The sequence below is a fragment of the Paraburkholderia sp. SUR17 genome (genome assembly GCF_029536165.1).
Classification (GTDB): Bacteria; Pseudomonadota; Gammaproteobacteria; order Burkholderiales; family Burkholderiaceae; genus Paraburkholderia; species Paraburkholderia kururiensis.
The window spans coordinates 2,431,648-2,449,053 of the sequence record NZ_CP120508.1 but is presented as its reverse complement, the minus strand read 5'-3'; the positions used below and the strand labels follow the sequence as shown (position 1 = coordinate 2,449,053).

The 17,406-nt window shown below is 67.7% G+C and carries 17 protein-coding genes; 13 read left to right on the top strand and 4 right to left on the bottom strand.

Annotated features, from left to right (window positions below; genetic code table 11):
* Positions 1 to 22: 22 nt before the first annotated feature.
* Positions 23 to 1,573, bottom strand: coding sequence for an amidase family protein (locus P2869_RS10650; protein ID WP_277596419.1), 1,551 nt, complete (start codon positions 1,571 to 1,573; stop codon positions 23 to 25).
* 114 nt (positions 1,574 to 1,687) lie between these two features.
* On the bottom strand, positions 1,688 to 3,049 hold the full coding sequence (locus tag P2869_RS10645) for an MFS transporter (protein ID WP_126876150.1): 1,362 nt from the start codon (positions 3,047 to 3,049) through the stop codon (positions 1,688 to 1,690).
* A 128-nt stretch (positions 3,050 to 3,177) separates the two neighbouring features.
* On the opposite strand from P2869_RS10645, the gene P2869_RS10640 reads away from it, so the two are divergent.
* The 5 genes from P2869_RS10640 (at position 3,178) to P2869_RS10620 (ending at position 8,853) form a co-directional block, all read left to right on the top strand.
* Complete coding sequence (locus tag P2869_RS10640; RefSeq protein WP_277596418.1) at positions 3,178 to 3,933, top strand: XRE family transcriptional regulator; 756 nt, start codon at positions 3,178 to 3,180, stop codon at positions 3,931 to 3,933.
* Between the two features lie 185 nt (positions 3,934 to 4,118).
* Positions 4,119 to 5,240 carry an ABC transporter substrate-binding protein gene (locus tag P2869_RS10635; protein ID WP_277596417.1) on the top strand — a complete coding sequence of 374 codons (1,122 nt, stop codon included), beginning with the start codon at positions 4,119 to 4,121 and terminating at the stop codon, positions 5,238 to 5,240.
* A 386-nt stretch (positions 5,241 to 5,626) separates the two neighbouring features.
* On the top strand, positions 5,627 to 5,932 hold the full coding sequence (locus P2869_RS10630; RefSeq protein WP_199539782.1) for a hypothetical protein: 306 nt from the start codon (positions 5,627 to 5,629) through the stop codon (positions 5,930 to 5,932).
* A gap of 267 nt (positions 5,933 to 6,199) precedes the next feature.
* Positions 6,200 to 8,224, top strand: coding sequence for a response regulator (locus tag P2869_RS10625; RefSeq protein WP_277596416.1), 2,025 nt, complete (start codon positions 6,200 to 6,202; stop codon positions 8,222 to 8,224).
* Positions 8,221 to 8,853 carry a response regulator transcription factor gene (locus P2869_RS10620; RefSeq protein WP_017776386.1) on the top strand — a complete coding sequence of 211 codons (633 nt, stop codon included), beginning with the start codon at positions 8,221 to 8,223 and terminating at the stop codon, positions 8,851 to 8,853. Before P2869_RS10625 ends, P2869_RS10620 begins: the two co-directional genes overlap by 4 nt.
* Before the next feature lie 73 nt (positions 8,854 to 8,926).
* On the opposite strand, the gene P2869_RS10615 is transcribed toward P2869_RS10620, so the two are convergent.
* The gene (locus tag P2869_RS10615) at positions 8,927 to 9,346 is read right to left on the bottom strand and encodes a secondary thiamine-phosphate synthase enzyme YjbQ (RefSeq protein ID WP_126876154.1); all 420 of its coding nucleotides are present in this window, start codon (positions 9,344 to 9,346) and stop codon (positions 8,927 to 8,929) included.
* 320 nt (positions 9,347 to 9,666) lie between these two features.
* Positions 9,667 to 11,082, bottom strand: coding sequence for a PLP-dependent aminotransferase family protein (locus P2869_RS10610; protein WP_277596415.1), 1,416 nt, complete (start codon positions 11,080 to 11,082; stop codon positions 9,667 to 9,669).
* On the opposite strand from P2869_RS10610, the gene P2869_RS10605 reads away from it, so the two are divergent.
* The 8 genes from P2869_RS10605 to P2869_RS10570 all read left to right on the top strand — a co-directional run bounded on the left by P2869_RS10605 (position 11,069) and on the right by P2869_RS10570 (position 17,370).
* A complete protein-coding gene (locus P2869_RS10605) occupies positions 11,069 to 11,296 on the top strand; it encodes a hypothetical protein (protein WP_152495101.1) in 228 nt (75 codons plus the stop codon). The two genes, P2869_RS10610 and P2869_RS10605, sit on opposite strands and share 14 nt — an antisense overlap.
* Before the next feature lie 220 nt (positions 11,297 to 11,516).
* On the top strand, positions 11,517 to 11,999 hold the full coding sequence (locus P2869_RS10600; RefSeq protein WP_042303115.1) for an MSMEG_0572/Sll0783 family nitrogen starvation response protein: 483 nt from the start codon (positions 11,517 to 11,519) through the stop codon (positions 11,997 to 11,999).
* A gap of 17 nt (positions 12,000 to 12,016) precedes the next feature.
* On the top strand, positions 12,017 to 13,093 hold the full coding sequence (locus P2869_RS10595; protein WP_277596414.1) for a Nit6803 family nitrilase: 1,077 nt from the start codon (positions 12,017 to 12,019) through the stop codon (positions 13,091 to 13,093).
* Positions 13,044 to 14,156 carry an MSMEG_0568 family radical SAM protein gene (locus P2869_RS10590; RefSeq protein ID WP_240658772.1) on the top strand — a complete coding sequence of 371 codons (1,113 nt, stop codon included), beginning with the start codon at positions 13,044 to 13,046 and terminating at the stop codon, positions 14,154 to 14,156. Before P2869_RS10595 ends, P2869_RS10590 begins: the two co-directional genes overlap by 50 nt.
* Positions 14,157 to 14,158: 2 nt before the next feature.
* Complete coding sequence (locus P2869_RS10585) at positions 14,159 to 14,716, top strand: MSMEG_0567/Sll0786 family nitrogen starvation N-acetyltransferase (RefSeq protein ID WP_126876157.1); 558 nt, start codon at positions 14,159 to 14,161, stop codon at positions 14,714 to 14,716.
* A gap of 53 nt (positions 14,717 to 14,769) precedes the next feature.
* The gene (locus P2869_RS10580; RefSeq protein WP_277598110.1) at positions 14,770 to 15,774 is read left to right on the top strand and encodes a sll0787 family AIR synthase-like protein; all 1,005 of its coding nucleotides are present in this window, start codon (positions 14,770 to 14,772) and stop codon (positions 15,772 to 15,774) included.
* The gene (locus P2869_RS10575) at positions 15,771 to 17,015 is read left to right on the top strand and encodes an MSMEG_0565 family glycosyltransferase (protein ID WP_277596413.1); all 1,245 of its coding nucleotides are present in this window, start codon (positions 15,771 to 15,773) and stop codon (positions 17,013 to 17,015) included. The genes P2869_RS10580 and P2869_RS10575 overlap by 4 nt, the downstream gene beginning before the upstream one ends.
* Positions 17,016 to 17,085: 70 nt before the next feature.
* Positions 17,086 to 17,370: an MSMEG_0570 family nitrogen starvation response protein gene (locus P2869_RS10570; RefSeq protein WP_017776395.1), complete on the top strand. Its 285-nt coding sequence runs from the start codon at positions 17,086 to 17,088 to the stop codon at positions 17,368 to 17,370.
* Positions 17,371 to 17,406 lie beyond the last annotated feature (36 nt).

The window sequence follows — 17,406 nt, the reverse complement described above, 5'->3', positions numbered from 1 at the left end:
GGGCGTGCCGCGACGCGGGGCCTTAGGCCACCGAGATACCCTCGCGCTTGCCAGCCGCCGCGCCGAACACGGGCGGCGCCGTCACGATGGACTTGAGCGACGGGTTCGGCTGCGTGAGCTTCGACAGATCGGGCCGCGGACGACGCAGCGCAGGCACCGCGTCGAATGCCTGCTCCAGCGCCTGCGCCACCGCGAGCGTCTTCAGGTCGCCGTGGAAGGGTCCGACGATCTGCAAGCCGAACGGCATGCCTGCGTGATCCACACCGCACGGCAGCGAGAGCGCCGGGTGCGTGGTGAGCGTCACCACGTACGTGAGCGCGAGCCAGCGATAGTAGTTCTCCTGCGCGCGGCCGGTGATCTGCGCTGCGTACAGTTCGCGCCATGGAAACGGCGAGACCGGCGTGGTGGGCGAGACGATCACGTCGTAGCGATCGAACGCGGCCTGGAAGCGGCGGAAAAGGCGCGTCTGCTCGGTTTGCGCCCAGGCGCTGTCGGCGAGCGTCATCGCGGCGCCCATCTCGTAGTTCGCGCGCGTGTTGGGACCGAGCGCGCTCGGGTCGCGTGCATACGCGTCACGCAGGCCCGCCACGAAGCTCTCGGCGCGGATCACGTCGAAGGCGCGGTGCGCGTCGCCCAGATCGAACGGCAGGGGCTCGCAGGTGCGAACCCAGGGCGCGAGCGCGGCCATGCGCGCGCGGAACACGGCGCGAATGTCGTCGTCGACGTCGCAGCAGCCGAAGTCTTCGGTGAAGCCCACGCGCAGCGTGGAGAGATCGAAGGCGGGCAGGGTGGCGAAGCTGAGGGGATCGGTTTCGTAGCTGAGCGGGTCGCTTGCCGAAAGACCCGCGGTGGCCGCGAGTTGCAGCGCGGTTTCGGCGACCGTGCGGCCCATCGGACCCACGACCGAAATGGGCGTCCAGCCCAGCAGCCGGCGCGAGTTCGGCACGAGCCCCGGCGACGGACGAAAGCCCACCACGCCGCATTTGGCGGCGGGAATGCGCAGCGAGCCGCCTGTGTCCGAGCCCGTGCAGACGGGCAGCATGTCGCAGGCGAGTGCGGCAGCGGAGCCGCCTGACGACCCGCCCGCGTTGAGTTCGGGGTTGAACGGGTTGCCCGTGGCGCCCCACACCGGGTTGCGCGTGTTCGCGCCCGCGCCCAGTTCGGGCACGTTGGTCTTCGCCACGACGATGGCGCCCGCCGCGCGCAGGCGCTCCACCAGCACGACGTCGTGCGCGGGCACGTTGGCGCGCGACATCGGCGAGCCGTAGGTGGTGAGCAGGCCGGCCGTGTCTTCGAGATCCTTCACGCCGAGCGGCAGGCCGTGCAAGAGACCGAGCGGCTCGCCCGCCAGCACCTTGCGCTCGGCGGCTTGGGCGGCGGCGCGGGCGGCGGCGTAGTCGGTCGCGGTGATGGCATTGACGGCTGGATTGAGGGCTTCGATGCGCGCGATGCAGGCCTCGAGCAGTTCGACGGGCGAGATCTCTTTTGCGCCGATCAGACGGCGCAGCTCGACAGCGCTGCGCGCGACCAGCTCGTGGCGATCGATTGAAGGGGTGGACACGGGTTCGGACATGAGTACGGTTCCGGAGTCGGATGAAGGTGAACAGGCTCGCGTCAGCGAGCCAGGTCAATGAATTACGCCGACGGGTTACGCCAACGAATTACGCCAACGGGTTACGTCAACGGGTTACGTCAACACTTCGCCCGTGCGGTCGCGCAGCCAGATCACCGGCACGAGCGATACGGCGCAGGCCGCGGCGACATACCACGCGGGCGCCAGCACGTTGCCCGTGAGCGCCACGAGCCAGCTCGCAATGAACGGAGAGAAGCCGCCGAAGAACGACGCGCTCACCACGTAGGTGAGGGCGATGCCCGTGGCGCGCACGGGCTTCGGGAACAGCTCCGGAATCATCACGAGCACCGGCACGATGTGCCCCGCCACGAAGACCCCAAGGAACGCGGAGACGGCGCAGAGCAGGAGCGTCGACGGCTCGGCCGAGAGCCACGCAAACGCAGGATAAACCGTCACCAGCAAAACGACGCGCGAGACGACCAGCACGCGCTTGCGGCTGAAGCGGTCGGCGAGCTTGCCGGCGAGCGGCGCGGCCACGAACAGCACGAGCGAACTCACGATGCCCGACACGACGGCCGCCGTCTGCGGCAGATGCAGCGTGCGCACGGCGTAGCTCGGCAGGAAAAACGCGGTGATGTAGACGGACACCGAGCCGCCCAGTTCGGCAAAGGTGCCGAGCACCGTGAGCTTGAGGTGCGTGGTGAGGGCGGCTTTCAGCGCGGCGTAACGGCCTGTGTCTGTCGACGATGCCGGCGCCTTGCGGGCTGCCGGGGTCGTGGAGGCCTGGGCTGCGTAGGCGTGGGCGGATGCATCCCGATCGGCCTCGCCGCCCAGCGTTTCTTCGAGGCGCTGCCGGATCAGCATGCCGACCGGCGCCGCGACGATGCCGAGCAGGAACGGAATGCGCCAGCCCCAGGCGAGCAGCGCGTCTTTCGGCAGTGCCGCGTTCACGATGGTCGCTACCACGGCGCCGAGCGCGATGCCCAACGCGATGGCGGCGAAATTCCAGCTTGCGAAGAACGCCCGTGTGTTGTCCGACGCGTGCTCGATGAGCAGCGTCGTGCCCGGGCCGAACTCGCCGCCCGCGGCGAAGCCCTGCAGCAGGCGCGCGCCGAGCACGATGAAGGGCGCGGCCATGCCGGCCACGGCGTAGGTGGGCGCGGTCGCGATCAACGCGCAACTGGCGGCCATCAGCATGATGGTGAGCACCATCGCCTTCTTGCGGCCCACGCGGTCGGCATAGCCGCCAATCACGATGCCGCCGAGCGGCCGCACCACGAAGCCCACCCCGAACACGCCGATGGAGAGCAGGAACTGGTTCACGGGCGACGCGGCCGGGAAGAACAACTGGCCGATCTGGATGGCGAAGAAGCTGTAGATCGTGAAGTCGTAGTACTCGAGCGCCGTGCCGAGCGTCGTCGCGGCGATGACCTGGGCCTTCGAGAGGCCCGCCTTTTGCAATGCGAGAGTGGACACAGCAGCGGCTCCTTCAGCGTGGCTCTGGGATGCGGTTATCCTATACGAGAAAAAAATAATTCTCGTATACGACAAAACCCTCGCCCGAATTCACACACCAGGGCGAGATCTCACGCTCCAGCTTTCACATGGCCAAATCTGTCGTCCGTTCCCACGCTCGCTCCGTGCCGGCCGCCGCGCCGCAGGCTGTTGCCGATGCCACGGCGCCCGGGGTGGCGCTTTCGGCCCCGTCGCCGTCGGCTTCGTCTTCATCTTCACAGCCGAAATCAGCACAGACCGACCACAAGGCCGTAGGCGGCCGGCTGCGCGATGCGCGCAAGGCGCGGCGGCTTACGCTCATGCAGCTTTCGGAGCAGTCCGGCATCGCGGTGTCCACCATCTCCAAGGCCGAACGCGGCGACATCGCGCTTACCTACGACAAGTTCGCCGCGCTGGCCCACGCCTTGCAGCTCGACTTCGACGCGCTCTTCGGACGCGCCGCGCCCAACGCGGCCCGCACGCGCGAGGCGCCGATGACGCCGTCGTTCACGGCGTCCGGCGAGCAGATGATCTACGACACGCCCAATTACGAGTACGGCATGCTCGCCGCCGACCTCACCGGCAAGCGCATGGTGCCCATGCGCGCACACGTGCGTGCGCGTTCGCTCGCGGACTTCCCCGACTACATCCGCCACAGCGGCGAGGAATTCGTATTCCTGCTGCAGGGTGCGCTCGAACTGCGTTTCGAGAACGGCACCGCCTACGCGCTCAAGCCGGGCGACAGTCTTTACTTCGACAGCTCGATGGGCCACGTCTACCTGAGCACGGGGAAGGGCGACGCCGAAGTGCTCGTGTGCTGTGTGGATACGGACACCGACGCGCCGCGGCCGCCCGAAGCGATCTGAGCGGCGCATCGCGCGACGCATGCCGGTTCGCCGGCCGCGAAGTTTGACGCGAAGTCACGCGGGCCAGGCGTGACTTCATGGACCTGGCGTGATTTCGCGCGACCTTACACGACCTTACCCCACGCACCTCCAGTACCATTTGCCCGCACCACCGCTATTGTCGAAGTCCAGCGAGGAGACCCACGATGAAGCTGTGCAGCACCTTCGCGGCGAGGGCCGTCGCGCTTTGCACTGCGCGCGACGCGACGGTGACGGCCGCGCTCGCCGTCGCGCCGGCCTTCGGCCTTGCCGCGCTGGCCTTCGGCCTCGCCGCGGCGGCGCCGGCCGAGGCGCAGACGACGACCGTCTACATCGGCATGAACGGTGGTCCGATGGAAAGGGCGTACACGAGCCAGGTGCTGCCCGACTTCGAGAAGGCCAACAACGTGAAGGTGACGGTGGTGCCCGGCACCTCGTCGGAAACGCTTGCGAAATTGCTGGCGAGCCGCGCGCATCCGTCCATGCACGTGGCCTTTCTCGACGACGGCGTGATGGCGCGCGCGGTGAATAGCGGCGTATGCCAGAAGCTCGACGACTCGCCCGCGCTGCGCGAGCTGTATCCGTTCGCGCGCATGAAGGACGACATCGGCGCGGGGGTCCAGCTCGGCATGACGGGCATCGGCTACAACACGAAACTCTTCGCGCAGAAGGGCTGGGCGCCACCCCGTTCGTGGATGGACTTCGCCAATCCCAAATACCGGGGCAAGGTGGTGTTTCAGTCCGCGGCCACCAGCACGTTCGGGCTGCATGGCTTTCTCGCCATCAACCGTCTGCTGGGCGGCAGCGACCGGGACGTCGAGCCCGGCTTCACGAAATGGGCGAGCACGGTGGGCCCGAACGTGGTCGCGTACATTCCGAACTCGGCGAAGCTTGCGCAGATGATCGAGAGCGGCATGGCGGGCCTCTTTCCGCTTTCGCCCACCGCCGTGGGCGACATGGAGGACAGGGGCGTGCCCGTTGCCTACGTGAATCCGATAGAGGGCGCCGTGCTCCTGCTCGTGGACCTGTGCGTCGTGAAGGACAACCCCGACCCCGCACTTGCCCAGAAGCTCGCGCAGTACCTGCTTTCGGCCGAGGCGCAAACGAAGGCCGCCGCGGCCGGCCGGCAGATTCCGACGAACCGCGATGCCGCGACCACGCCTGCCATGCGCAAGAGCGTCGGCGACCTGAGCGACCTGGTGCGTAGGGTGACCGTGGTCGACTGGGACGCCATCAACGCGCATCGCACCGAATGGGACGCGCGATGGAAGCGCACGATCGCGCAGTAGCCGGCGCCGGGAGCTAGTAGCCGGTGGGCCGACAGCCGGCGCCGGTGATTGCCCACCCGCGCGGCCAGCCACGGCCTGCAGTGGGCCCTAAGGATTTCCTGACACGCGATTCAGCACCTATCCCGCGCCGATTCCGGCCTTCCCGACGGAAAGCAGGCGCGCCCGCTCCTACCATGTCGCATGGGAGCGCATGAAGCGGCTAATGAGGTCACTGCGGAGATCAATGCGGGGATCACGGCCAGGACCGCTGCGCGAACATCGTTGTTGTTGTCGTAGCGGGTTTCAAGGCGGTTACCGAGGCGATGAGTCGTGCGCCCGCCTGAACAGGCGCAACAAGAGCATGCCAGCTGTCGGTATCGCCATTTGCGGGGAGCGGTTTTTTTATCATGTCCAGTCTGTTGTCCGAGCGCGAGGCCGTGCAGGCGCGCGTCGAGCGTGCTTGCATGTGCCTCTTCGACACGTGGTGCGAAACGCGCAGTGTCGTGCCGCTCACCTATCTGCTGCACTGCTGGCCGCTCGCGGACGGTAGCGCGAGAGCCATTCGTCGCATGCGCGACACGCTGCGCGAGTTGCAGAGTTCGCATCCCGACGCGCTGGACGCATCGGCCGCTTTGACGCTTGCCACGCTGATCCGCTGCGTGGACGAGGCGCTCGTGGAATCGCCCCTTGCCGGGCAGAAGGCGGGGCGCTAGCGGGCCACACGCGACTTCTGGGCGGCCGCTACCACGGGTACCACGGAGAGGTTTGATGGGCCACGGCTAGCAGCGGCAGCGAGCCGATCGCCGCCACGGCGGCCAGAAAAAGCTGCGGGCCACAGCTGCGGCCACGGCGAACGGCGACGGATAGCCGGAAGAACCCGGCAGCACAACCAGAAACAACCCGCAACAACCCGCAGCAAAGAGCCGCCGGGCGCAGTCATAGGCAACGTGGGAGCCCAAGCCAGCCACCAGTCAGCCACCATGATGAGCCACTTCGATTCCGACGCTGCGGGCCCGCCCTTCATCCTGATCGTCGACGACACGCCGGCCGCTCTCGCCGTCGTCATGGAAGGCCTCGCCGACCGGGGCTTTCGCGTGCTGATGGCGCTCGACGGCACCGAGGCGATCGAGCGCGCGAAGTACGCCCAGCCCGACGTGATCCTGCTCGACGTGGAGATGGCCGGCATCGACGGCTTCGAGACCTGCCGCCGGCTCAAGGCGCACCCACGCACACGCGACATCGCCGTCGTCTTCATGGCAGCGATGACCGACGCCACCGACCTCACAGAAGGCTTCGCCGCGGGCGGCGCGGACTATGTGACCAAGCCGCTGCGTCTGCCCGAAGTGGTGGCGCGCATCAACACGCAACTCGCCCTGCGCGGCATGCGGCGCCAGCTTGCCGCCCGGCACCGCGAACTCGCCGACGAAGTCGCCGTGCGCGCGCGCACCGAAGCCGCGCTGGCCCGCATCCGCGAGGCGCTCGAGGAACGCGTCGCCCGCCGCACCGAAGAGCTTGCCCGTGCGAACGCGCGGCTTACCGCGCAAATCGAGGAACGGCGGCGCGCCGACGCGAAGCATCTTGCGAGCGAAGCGCGCTTTCGCACCATCGCGGAGGCGAGCCCCGTGCCGCTGTGCATCGCCTCGATGCCCGAAGGGCACATCCTCTATACCAACCAGCCGATGCGCGCGCTGTTCTTCGGCGCCGATGCCGTCGCGCGGGGCACCAACATCGTCGATTTCGGCGTGAACCTCGCGCAGCGCGATGCGCTCATCGACCACCTGCGCCGCGAGGGCAGCTTCGGCAATTCCGAGGTCCAACTGCGCCGCGCCGACGGCACGACGTTCTGGGCCATCGCAACCGCGCGCGTGGGCACCTACGACGACGCGCCCGCCATCTACGTGGGGCTCAGCGACGTCACGGCGCGCAAGGAAGCCGAAGAGGCGCTGCGCGCAAGCGAGGCGAGCCTCGCGAACGCCCAGCGCATCGCCCGGCTGGGCGACTGGGCCTGGGACGCCGCGCGGGGCATGGTGCACTGGTCGGACGAAACGTGGCGCATTCTCGGCCGCTCGCGGGGCGTCGCGCCGAGCTACCGCACTTATCTGCAGGCCGTGCATCCCGACGATCGGCCCGCCGTGCGGCAGGCGGTGCGCGAGCTGCTGGCGGGCACGCCTGCGTACGGCATCGACCACCGCGTGGTGAGCACAGACGGCGGCGAGCCCGCCGTTCGCATCGTGCGCCTGCAGGCCGAAGCCGCGCCCACGCCGCCGGGCGGCCCGCTGCGGTTGATCGGCACGCTGCAGGACGTGACCGGGCGCAAGCTCATCGAACAGGAATTGCTGGAGTCGCGCGAGCGGCTGCGCGAGCTGGGCGGCTACATGGAAGCCGTGCGGGAGGAAGAGCGCCGGCGCATTGCGCTCGAAATCCACGACGAACTGGGTCAGCTTTTGACCGCGCTGAAAATGGACGTGGCGCTGTTGCGCATGCGTCTTGGCGCGGACTGCGAGGCGCGGCGCAAAGCCGACGACATGCGCGAGCTTGCCGAAAAAACGCTCTGGATGGTGCGCAACGTCTCGAACCATTTGCGGCCCGCGGCGCTCAACTTCGGCATTGTCTCCGCGCTCGAATGGCTCGCCGAAGACTTCGCGCGGCGTACCGGCATCATCTGCCAGTTCCGGGCGCGCGGCGGCGAGCCCACGCTGCCCGATGCGTCGGCCACGGCGGTGTTTCGCATCGCCCAGGCGTCGCTCACCAACGTCGCGCGTCATGCGGGGGCCACGCGCGTGGACGTGACGCTCGACAGCACCACGGACGGCTTCGCCTTGCAGATCGGCGACGACGGCTGCGGCTTCGACACCGAGGCCCCGGGCAAGGGGTATTCTTATGGCCTGCTCGGCATGCAGGAACGAGCGAGGCTGATTGGCGCTGCGCTGCGCATCGACAGCGCGCCGGGCACGGGCACGGTGGTTTCGATGATCATCCCGGCTGAAAGCGGAACAACACAATGATCCATATCCTGATAGCGGACGACCACGCGATCGTCCGCGGCGGGCTCAAGCAGATCGTCGCCACCACCACCGACATCGTCGTGGCCGGGGAAGCCGCCAACGGCGCCGAAGTGGTGGAGAAACTGCGCACCTGCCAGGTCGACTTGCTGCTGCTCGACATGACGATGCCGGGCATCAGCGGCGTGGGGTTGATCCGGCGCGTGCGCACCGAACAGCCCGCGCTGCCCATTCTCGTGCTGAGCATCCACAACGAAGCGCAGGTGGTCTCGCGTGCGCTGCGCGCGGGCGCCACGGGCTACGTGACGAAAGACAGCGACCCGGAGATTCTGCTTGCCGCAATCCGCAAACTGGCGGCAGGCGGTCGCTTCATCGACCCCAAGCTCGTGGACGCTATCGTGTTCGATTCGCATACAGGCGATGCACCGCCGCACGAAGTGCTCTCGGACCGCGAGTTCCAGGTGCTGCAGATGCTGGCCTCGGGGCGCAGCATCAACGACATCGCCGACGCGTTCGCGCTGAGCGCGAAGACGATCAGCACGCACAAGATGCGTCTCATGCAGAAGCTCAACCTCACCAACAACGCGGAGCTGATCCGCTACGCGATCAAGCACGGGCTCGTGGCGGAGTAGTTGCGCTGGGCGCTTGCGCTTGCATCGCATTGCGCGGCGTTGCATCGCCCTCACGTCGCGTCAAGCGCGAGACTCACTCGCCGATCAGATGCAGCACGATCTCGCGCGACTGCGGGTGACGCCGGTGCTCGAACAGATAGAGCCCTTGCCAGGTGCCGAGCACGGGCTCGCCGTGCTCAACCGGAATGGAAAGCTGCACCTGGGTGAGCGCGGTGCGCAGGTGCGCGGGCATGTCGTCGGGGCCTTCAGTGTCGTGCTCGTAGCGTGATGCGTCTTCGGGCGCGAGCGTGGCGAAGTAGCGCTCGATATCGCGCCGCACGGAAGGGTCCGCGTTCTCCTGAATCAGCAACGACGCTGACGTGTGGCGGCAAAACACCGTCAAGAGCCCGGTCTCGATCGACGTCTCTTCGACGAACGCGCGCACTTGCCGCGTGAATTCCACGAGCCCGCGCGCGGGGGCTCGCAGTTGCAGATGATGAATAGCCTGGCGCATGGGAGTGCCTCTTGGACGTGCGAAGGTGCGGCCCGCGGCCCGCGGCGCGCGTGGGTTGCCGCGCGGTGGTGGGTGTTGGTGCGCGCTGGTGCGTGTTGGTGCATGTCGGCCCGAACCGCGAAGGGTGCGGGCCATGATACGGGAAGCCCGCGCCAGTCGTACGCATGGGGTGTGGTGTGCAACCAGCACGCGATGCGCAAACAGCGCGCCCGGTCGCGTGACCGGCGGTCGCGCGCGGCCTGGTGTGCAGCCTGGTGTGCGGCCTGATGCATGGCCGCACACCAGGCTGCGTGCCCCGGGCCGCGTGCCCCCGGCCTCACCTACATCATCGGCATGTGCAGATGATGCGGATCGTCGAGCGTATCCGCGATGCGCTGCAACGCTTCGCGGCAGTCGGCGCGATCTTGCGGACCGCCCAGGCACACGCGGATCGCATTGGGCGCGTTGCCGTCCGTGGAGAACGCCGCGCCCGCCACGGCACCAATGCCCTGGTTGCGCAAATGCAGCGCCAGTTCGGACGCGGCCCAATCGCACTGCGGCGCAATGGGCAGCCACAGGTGGAAGCCGTCGGGATGCGCGTCGTAGGGCCACGCGGTGAGCGTTTGCGCGGCAATGGCCTGGCGCGCGTTCGCTTCCGTGCGAATGGCACGCAACATGTCGTGCGCCGTGCCGTTGTTGATCCATTGCGTGGCGAGCAGCGCCGTGAACGGGCTGGGCATGACGGTGGTGGCGCGCAGCGCGCCCGCAATGCGTTGCGCCTGCCGCGCTGTGGGCATGGAGAGATACGCCACGCGCAGCCCCGCGCCCAGCGTCTTCGCGAGCCCCGTGACGTAGCACGTGAGTTCGGGCGCGAGCGTGGCGAGCGCGACGGGCGCGGTCTCGGGCAGCATCGCGTAGGCGTCGTCTTCGATGATCGGCACGCTGTAGCGCAGCGCGACGTCGGCGAGCGCCTCGCGCCGCTGCGTGGAAAGCGTGAGCGTGCTCGGGTTCTGCAATGTCGGGTTGCAGTAGAAGGCGCCCGGCTTCTCCGACTTGCAGAGCGCCTCGAACGCGTGCGGCAGCGGGCCTTCCTCGTCGCGCGCCAGCGCCTGCAGACGCACGCCCAGTTGCGAGGCGATGGCCTTGATGCCGGGATAGGCGAGCGCGTCGAGGCAGATCGTGTCGCCGGGCCGCGCGAACTGCGAGACGAGCGCCACCAGCGCGCTGTGAATGCCGGGGCAGACGAGCACCGTCTCGTCTTTGCAGTCCGGCAGACGCATGCGCAGCCACTCGCGGCCCGCGGCGCGGTCTGCCGCGGTGCCGCCGAAGTCCTGATAACGCAGCAGCCGGTACGGGTCCGTTTCGGCGAGCAGGCTTGCCGCGGACGCGGCTAGACGTGCCGCGAGTTCGGGCGGCTCGGGCGGCATGTTCATCGACATCTCGACGCTGCTGCCGCCCGCCAGCGGCAAGGTCTGCGTCTTGCCGCGCACGAACGTGCCGCTGCCGGCGCGCGCATCCAATAGCCCGCGCTTGCGCGCTTCCGCGTAGGCGCGCGCGACCGTCGTGTAGTTGAGCGCGAGCGCGGCGGCGAGGTCGCGCAGGCCCGGCAGCCGATCGCGTGGCCGCAGCCGGCCGCTCGCCAGGTCTTCCTCGATCAGATCGGGAATGGCCAGATAAGCGGGCTTACGGCTTTCGGCCAGCCTTTTATGCCAGTGATGCGCAAGACTCTGCGTGAGATTCTGCGTGAGACTGTCCATAACCGATGAATTTCCTCTTTGCCGCACGCTCGCGGTTCAATTCACGATAGCACGCGATATTCATAAAAATAAAATCAGATTGCTTTCATTTCTCTCATTGATCGCATTGATCGGTTCAATGCACGGTTTCGGCGTGCCGCGCACCATCGGCGCGCGACAGAATGTCGCGGCGCGCACTCTGGGTGCACGCCTCGCGCCTCGCCGGATGGCCTGAAACGGCCGCCCACCCGCCGCCGCAGGCCTTCGCAAAAATTTTTCGGTTCGCCTTGCGACTTCGGCTTTGCTTGATTGGAAAGTGATTGCATTTTGCGGGCCAGCGATTGGCATATCCGTTGCGTTATTAGTCGCGCCGGTTACGGGAATTAACCGGGATAACCGCAATATCCGTAAACCCGGCAAAACCGCACAACCCATGCGATAAATCGGAGAGAGCCATGCCCGCTGTCAATCAACCGCTTCACAAGAACGGCGATTTTCTGGTCGATTACGAAGAGAAGGTGTTCGAGGACGTGAAGGCGGAGCCCGGCGAGAAGGCGCTCGTCACGTTCCACACGGTGGCGTTCGAAGGCTCCATCGGCTTCGTCAACCTGTTGCAGGCCACGCGGCTGCAGCGCAAGGGCTTCGAGACGTCGGTACTGCTCTACGGCCCCGGCGTCACGCTCGGCTTGCAGCGCGGTTTTCCCACGCTGGGCGACGAAGCGTTTCCGGGCCACCTCAACTTCAACAAGCAGCTCGTGAAGTTCATGGAGGAGGGCGGCAAGGTCTACGCGTGCCGCTTCGCGTTGCAGGCGCTCTATGGGCACGGCGAGGCGTCGCTGATCGAAGGCATTCGCCCCATCAATCCGCTCGACGTGCTGGACCTGCAACTGCTGCACCGCAAGGCCGACGCGCTGATCATCCATACGTGGACCGTCTGAGTCGCGCGGGGGCCATCATGGCGGAACAACGAAGCGCGAGCCGCACCGTGCGCGCCGCTGCCGTGCAGATCGCGCCTGATCTGCACAGCGCGGCGGGCACGCTCGAAAAGGTGTGCGCCGCGATCGACGAAGCCGCGGGCAAGGGCGTGCAGCTCATCGTCTTTCCCGAAACCTTCGTGCCGTACTACCCGTACTTTTCGTTCGTGCGGCCGCCCGTGGCATCGGGCGCGGACCACATGCGGCTCTACGAGGAAGCCGTCGTGGTGCCGGGCCCGGTAACGGAGGCGGTCGCCGCGCGGGCGCGCCGGCATGCGATGGTGGTGGTGCTTGGCGTGAACGAACGCGATCACGGCAGCCTCTACAACACGCAGCTGATCTTCGATACGGACGGCACGCTGCTGCTCAAGCGCCGCAAGATCACGCCAACCTTCCATGAACGCATGATCTGGGGGCAGGGCGACGCCGCCGGCCTGAAGGTCGCGCAGACCGCGATGGGCCGCGTGGGCGCGCTCGCGTGCTGGGAGCACTACAACCCGCTCGCGCGCTACGCGTTGATGGCGCAGCACGAAGAGATTCATTGCAGCCAGTTCCCGGGCTCGCTCGTGGGGCCTATCTTCGCCGAGCAGATCGAGGTCACCATCCGGCATCACGCGCTCGAAGCGGGCTGCTTCGTGGTCAATGCCACGGGCTGGCTCACGGACGCGCAGATCGAATCCGTCACCGCCGACCCGAAGCTTCAGAAGGCGCTGCGCGGCGGCTGCATGACGGCGATCGTCTCGCCCGAAGGCCAGCATCTGGCCGCGCCGCTCACCGAAGGCGAAGGCATGGTGGTGGCGGACCTCGACCTCGCGCTCATCACCAAGCGCAAACGCATGATGGATTCGGTGGGCCACTACGCGCGCCCCGAACTGCTGAGCCTCGCCATCAACGACCGGCCCGCCGCGCCGCTCATGTCCATGCCCATGTCCGCCACGCGCGAAGGCGCAGAGGCCACCTCATCAGTGGGCACCTCATTTTTCGACACCGGCTTCCGTGGAGAACGCGATGAACGCCAGAGAGACCTTGCCGGCCGCGAGCCGGCAATTGATGACTGAGCTGCAGTCGAGCGGCCTGCGTCTTGCCGATCCCCATGCGGGCGCCGCAAGCCGGCGCGGCGGCGCGGGTCCGTCGGACCACAAGGCCGTGACGGTGGACGGCGTCACGGTCATGGTGCCCGTGCATACGAGCAGCGCCTGGCACTCGCCGTTCGTGGCGAGTGCGCCCGACGCCTCGGGCACGAGCACGCTGCTGCGCGGCACGATTCCCGTGGCGAGCATCCGCTTTCCGAAGGCGCCGCGCTTCTACGCGCTGCAGACGCTGGACGGCGTGCCGTACTCGCAGATCGCGACGCTGCACAGCGCCGACGTGCTCGCCACCACCGTGCTGCAAACCTGCATCCGCTACGAGAGCCGCCGCAAGGCCTGCAAGTTCTGCGCGATCGGGCAGTCGCTCGCGGCGGGCCGCACTATTGCACGCAAGACGCCCGAACAACTCGCGGAAGTGGCGCGCGCGGCCGTGTTGCTGGACGGCGTGAAGCACATGGTGCTCACCACCGGCACGCCGGCGACGCCAGATCGCGGCGCGCAGGTGCTCTGCGAAAGCGCGTTTGCGATCAAGGCGGCAGTCGATCTGCCGATCCAGGCACAATGCGAGCCGCCCGATGACGACCGCTGGTTCGAACGCATGAAGGCGAGCGGCGTCGATACGCTCGGCATGCACCTGGAAGTGGTCACGCCCGAGCTGCGCGAACGCATCATGCCGGGCAAGGCAAGCGTGCCGATGGCGCGTTACATGCAGGCCTTCGAGGCCGCCGTGGCCGTATTCGGCCGCGCCCAGGTCAGCACGTACATCCTCGCGGGGCTGGGCGACAGCGCCGAGGCGATTCTCGCGATGTCGCGCGACCTGATCGCGCTCGGCGTGTATCCGTTCGTGGTGCCGTTCGTGCCGATCAGCGGCACGCCGCTCGAAGATCATCCGGCGCCGTCGCCCGCGTTTATGCGGTCCGTGCTGGAGCCGCTCGGTGCGATGTTGCGCGAGGCCGGCATGCGCTCGGCCGAGATCAAGGCCGGCTGCGCGAAGTGCGGTGCGTGCTCGTCGCTTTCGTCCTACGAGGTGTGACCGTGCTCTGCGAGACCACCGAACCGGATGCCCTGCCGCTCGCCTATGCGCCCACGGCGTATCGCGTGAAATGGGTCACGCTGCCGTGGGAAGCGAACGAGGCGTACAAGCTGCGCCGCGCGGTGTTCTGCATCGAACAAGGCATCTTCCCTGGCGACGATCGCGACGCCGTGGACGAACACGCGCAACTGCTCGTGGCAGTCAGTTGCATGGCGGGTTTGCCCGACCAGGTGGTGGGCACCGTGCGCATCCACGAAACGGAGCCTGGCGTGTGGCTGGGTTCGCGGCTCGCCGTGCACGCGGCGTTTCGCCGGCACGGCAAGATCGGCACGACGCTCATTCAACTCGCGGTGACGAGCGCGCACGCGCTCGGCTGCACCACGTTTCTCGCGCACGTGCAGAGCCAGAACGTGCCGCTTTTCGAGCGGCTGCATTGGGACTCGCTGGCCGAGGAAGCCATTTTCGGGCGGCCGCATCGGCTGATGCAGGCGCAGCTTGCGCATTACCCGCCGTGCCATGCGCCACAGGCGGGATTCGTGGTGGCGTCGAGGGGCGCGTGATGAACGCGACGCCAACCGCGCAGGCGTTCCCGCTCAATGCGCTGAACAATGAGCTGAACCTTGCCGCGCTCGTCGAGCGGTTGCGTGCGAGCCGCGGCTTTGCGCACAAGACCGACATCGCGGACGTGGTGGGCGCGCTCGCCCAGCGCTTGCCGAATGGTTCACGTGATCTCGCGCAGGTCGTTGCCGTGGGCGACGACTGTGCGGCCATCGCGGACGGCGACGGCTATCTGCTGTTCGCCATCGAGGGCATGGTGGGCGACTTCGTGGCGGCGATGCCGTGGTTCGCGGGCTACAGCGGCGTGATGGTCAACGTGAGCGACATCTACGCGATGGGGGGCCGGCCGCTCGCAGTCGTGGATGCGCTGTGGAGCGACGGCGTAGCCGCCGCGCAGCCCGTGCTCGAAGGTCTGGCTGCGGCGGCCGTGGCCTACGGCGTGCCCGTGGTGGGCGGCCACAGCAACGTGCGCAGCGGTGCGGCGCAACTGGCGGTGTCCATCGTGGGTCGTGCGAAGGCGTTGCTCTCCAGCTTCAATGCAAAGCCGGGCGATCGTCTCGTCATGGCCGTCGACCTGCGCGGCCGGTACGAAGAACCGTATCCGTTCTGGAATGCTTCGGTGGGCGCGCCCGGCGAACGGTTGCGCGCTGACCTCGAACTGCTGCCGCAACTGGCCGAGGACGGACATTGCGATGCGGCCAAGGACATCAGCATGGCCGGCACGCTGGGCACGGCGCTCATGTTGCTCGAATGCTCGGGCGTGGGCGCGCGTATCGATCTCGATGCGATTCCGCGCCCTGCGTTCGTGCAGTCGGCTGCGGACTTCGAACGCTGGCTCACCGCGTTTCCGAGCTATGGCTTTCTGCTTTCGGTACGCGAGCCGCACGTCGATGCCGTGCTCGCGCGCTTTGCCGGGCGGTCGCTCGCGTGCGCTGTGATCGGCACCGTGGATGCAACGCGCGAAGTCGCGGTAACGCAGCGCGGCGATGCCGCGTTGCTCTGGGACCTGCGCGATGCGCCGTTCATTCTGCCGACGTCTTGCGAGCGGCGGCCGTCATGAACGATCGGCTTGCGTCCTTGCCGTCGACGGTGCCGCCCGTACCGCTTTCCGCCCGCGCGTTGCGTGTGGCGCTTTTCACACACTCCGTGAATCCGCGCGGCGGTGTGGTGCATACGTTGGAGCTTGCGCGTGCGCTGCATGACGAAGGGTGCGACGTGACCGTGTTCGCGCCCGCCGCCCAAGGCGAGACGATGTTTCGCGACACGCCTTGCCGCGTGGTGCTCGCGCGTGTGACGGACCGGCCCGCGAACACGGTGGCGATGGTCGAAACACGCATCGCTGCGTTAAGGCGTGCACTGCTCGATGCGCTGCTCGAACGCGGCGCCGCTCATTTCGACATCCTGCATGCGGGGGACAGCATCAGCGGCAATGCGCTCGCGCAGTTGAAGGAAGAAGGGCACATCGCGGGCTTCGTGCGCACGGTGCATCACCTCGACGTATTCGACGACTTGCGCCTCGAACACTGGCAGCGGCGCGCGTGGCACGACGCGGACGTGGTGCTTTGTGTGAGCGATGCATGGGCGCAGCGTATGCAGCGCGATCACGGCGTGGCCGCGCTGACCGTGCCCAATGGCGTGGACGTCGAACGCTTTTGCACCGCGCCCGCCGACGAAGACCACGCCGTGCGACAACGCCTCGGCATCACGAAGGAAGGTGGCCCGGTGGTGCTCGCCGTGGGCGGCGTGGAGGCGCGCAAGAACACGCTGATGCTGCTGGAAGCGTTCGCACGCTTGCGGCAAACGGCGCCCGCCGCGCAACTCGTGATTGCGGGCGGCGCAAGCCTGCTCGACCACGATGCGTACGCGCGGCAGTTCGCGGCGCGGGCGGCGGCGTGCGGGCTGCGCATCGGGCGCGGCGCAGCCGTCGTGTTGACCGGCACCGTGGACGATGCCGACATGCCCGCGCTGTTCCGCAGCGCGGACGTGGTCGCGATGGTCTCCGTGCGCGAGGGCTTCGGCCTCGTGGTGCTGGAGGCGCTTGCGTGCGGCCGTCCCGTGGTGGTCTCGCGCATTGCGCCGTTCACCGAATACCTCGACGAGCGCGTCTGCGTGTGGGCCAATCCGCTCGATGCGCAGTCCATCGCGGGCGCGCTGCGCCGTGCGCTGCACGCGCGCGGCGGAATCGACTTCACGCAGGCCGTGCCCGCGCTGCTCGATCGCTTCAGCTGGGCGGCGAGCGCGCGATGCCATTTGCAGATCTACGGAGCGTGGCTCGCCGGGCGAAGGCTCGCAGTGCGTTAAGCCGTTGCCTGGGTTCCTTGCTCGATGCCCTTGCCCGAGTCCTCTCGTTAAATCGTCACAGGAGCACCTCATGCCCGTCATGCATTTCCTCGTCCGCTGGCCCGACGGCAGCGAGGCGGACTGCTATTCGCCTTCCACCGTGGTCGGCGATTTCTTCGCGCCGGGCCAGCGCTATGCGCTCGAAGACTTCGTCGAGCGCGCGCGGCGAGCGTTGCACATCGGTTCGGAGCGCGTGCGCGAGAAGTACGGCTTCGCGTGCTCCGCGGCCATGGACCAGCTCGCGCAAATCGAGCAGACCGCCGCGGGCTTCGCCGGTGTGGCCGATGCCGCGGTCACCGTCATCGCGTTGCGCTAGCGCGTAACCGTAACGGCAAGCGCCATTCTCAACTGT

Coding starts and splice junctions, on each gene's coding strand:
- P2869_RS10625 (WP_277596416.1), top strand. CDS start 6,200: ATGATGAGCCACTTCGATTCCGACGCTGCGGGCCCGCCCTTCATCCTG.
- P2869_RS10595 (WP_277596414.1), top strand. CDS start 12,017: ATGGCGGAACAACGAAGCGCGAGCCGCACCGTGCGCGCCGCTGCCGTG.
- P2869_RS10650 (WP_277596419.1), bottom strand. CDS start 1,573: ATGTCCGAACCCGTGTCCACCCCTTCAATCGATCGCCACGAGCTGGTC.
- P2869_RS10590 (WP_240658772.1), top strand. CDS start 13,044: ATGAACGCCAGAGAGACCTTGCCGGCCGCGAGCCGGCAATTGATGACT.
- P2869_RS10570 (WP_017776395.1), top strand. CDS start 17,086: ATGCCCGTCATGCATTTCCTCGTCCGCTGGCCCGACGGCAGCGAGGCG.
- P2869_RS10620 (WP_017776386.1), top strand. CDS start 8,221: ATGATCCATATCCTGATAGCGGACGACCACGCGATCGTCCGCGGCGGG.
- P2869_RS10600 (WP_042303115.1), top strand. CDS start 11,517: ATGCCCGCTGTCAATCAACCGCTTCACAAGAACGGCGATTTTCTGGTC.
- P2869_RS10575 (WP_277596413.1), top strand. CDS start 15,771: ATGAACGATCGGCTTGCGTCCTTGCCGTCGACGGTGCCGCCCGTACCG.
- P2869_RS10640 (WP_277596418.1), top strand. CDS start 3,178: ATGGCCAAATCTGTCGTCCGTTCCCACGCTCGCTCCGTGCCGGCCGCC.
- P2869_RS10630 (WP_199539782.1), top strand. CDS start 5,627: ATGTCCAGTCTGTTGTCCGAGCGCGAGGCCGTGCAGGCGCGCGTCGAG.
- P2869_RS10610 (WP_277596415.1), bottom strand. CDS start 11,082: ATGGACAGTCTCACGCAGAATCTCACGCAGAGTCTTGCGCATCACTGG.
- P2869_RS10615 (WP_126876154.1), bottom strand. CDS start 9,346: ATGCGCCAGGCTATTCATCATCTGCAACTGCGAGCCCCCGCGCGCGGG.
- P2869_RS10635 (WP_277596417.1), top strand. CDS start 4,119: ATGAAGCTGTGCAGCACCTTCGCGGCGAGGGCCGTCGCGCTTTGCACT.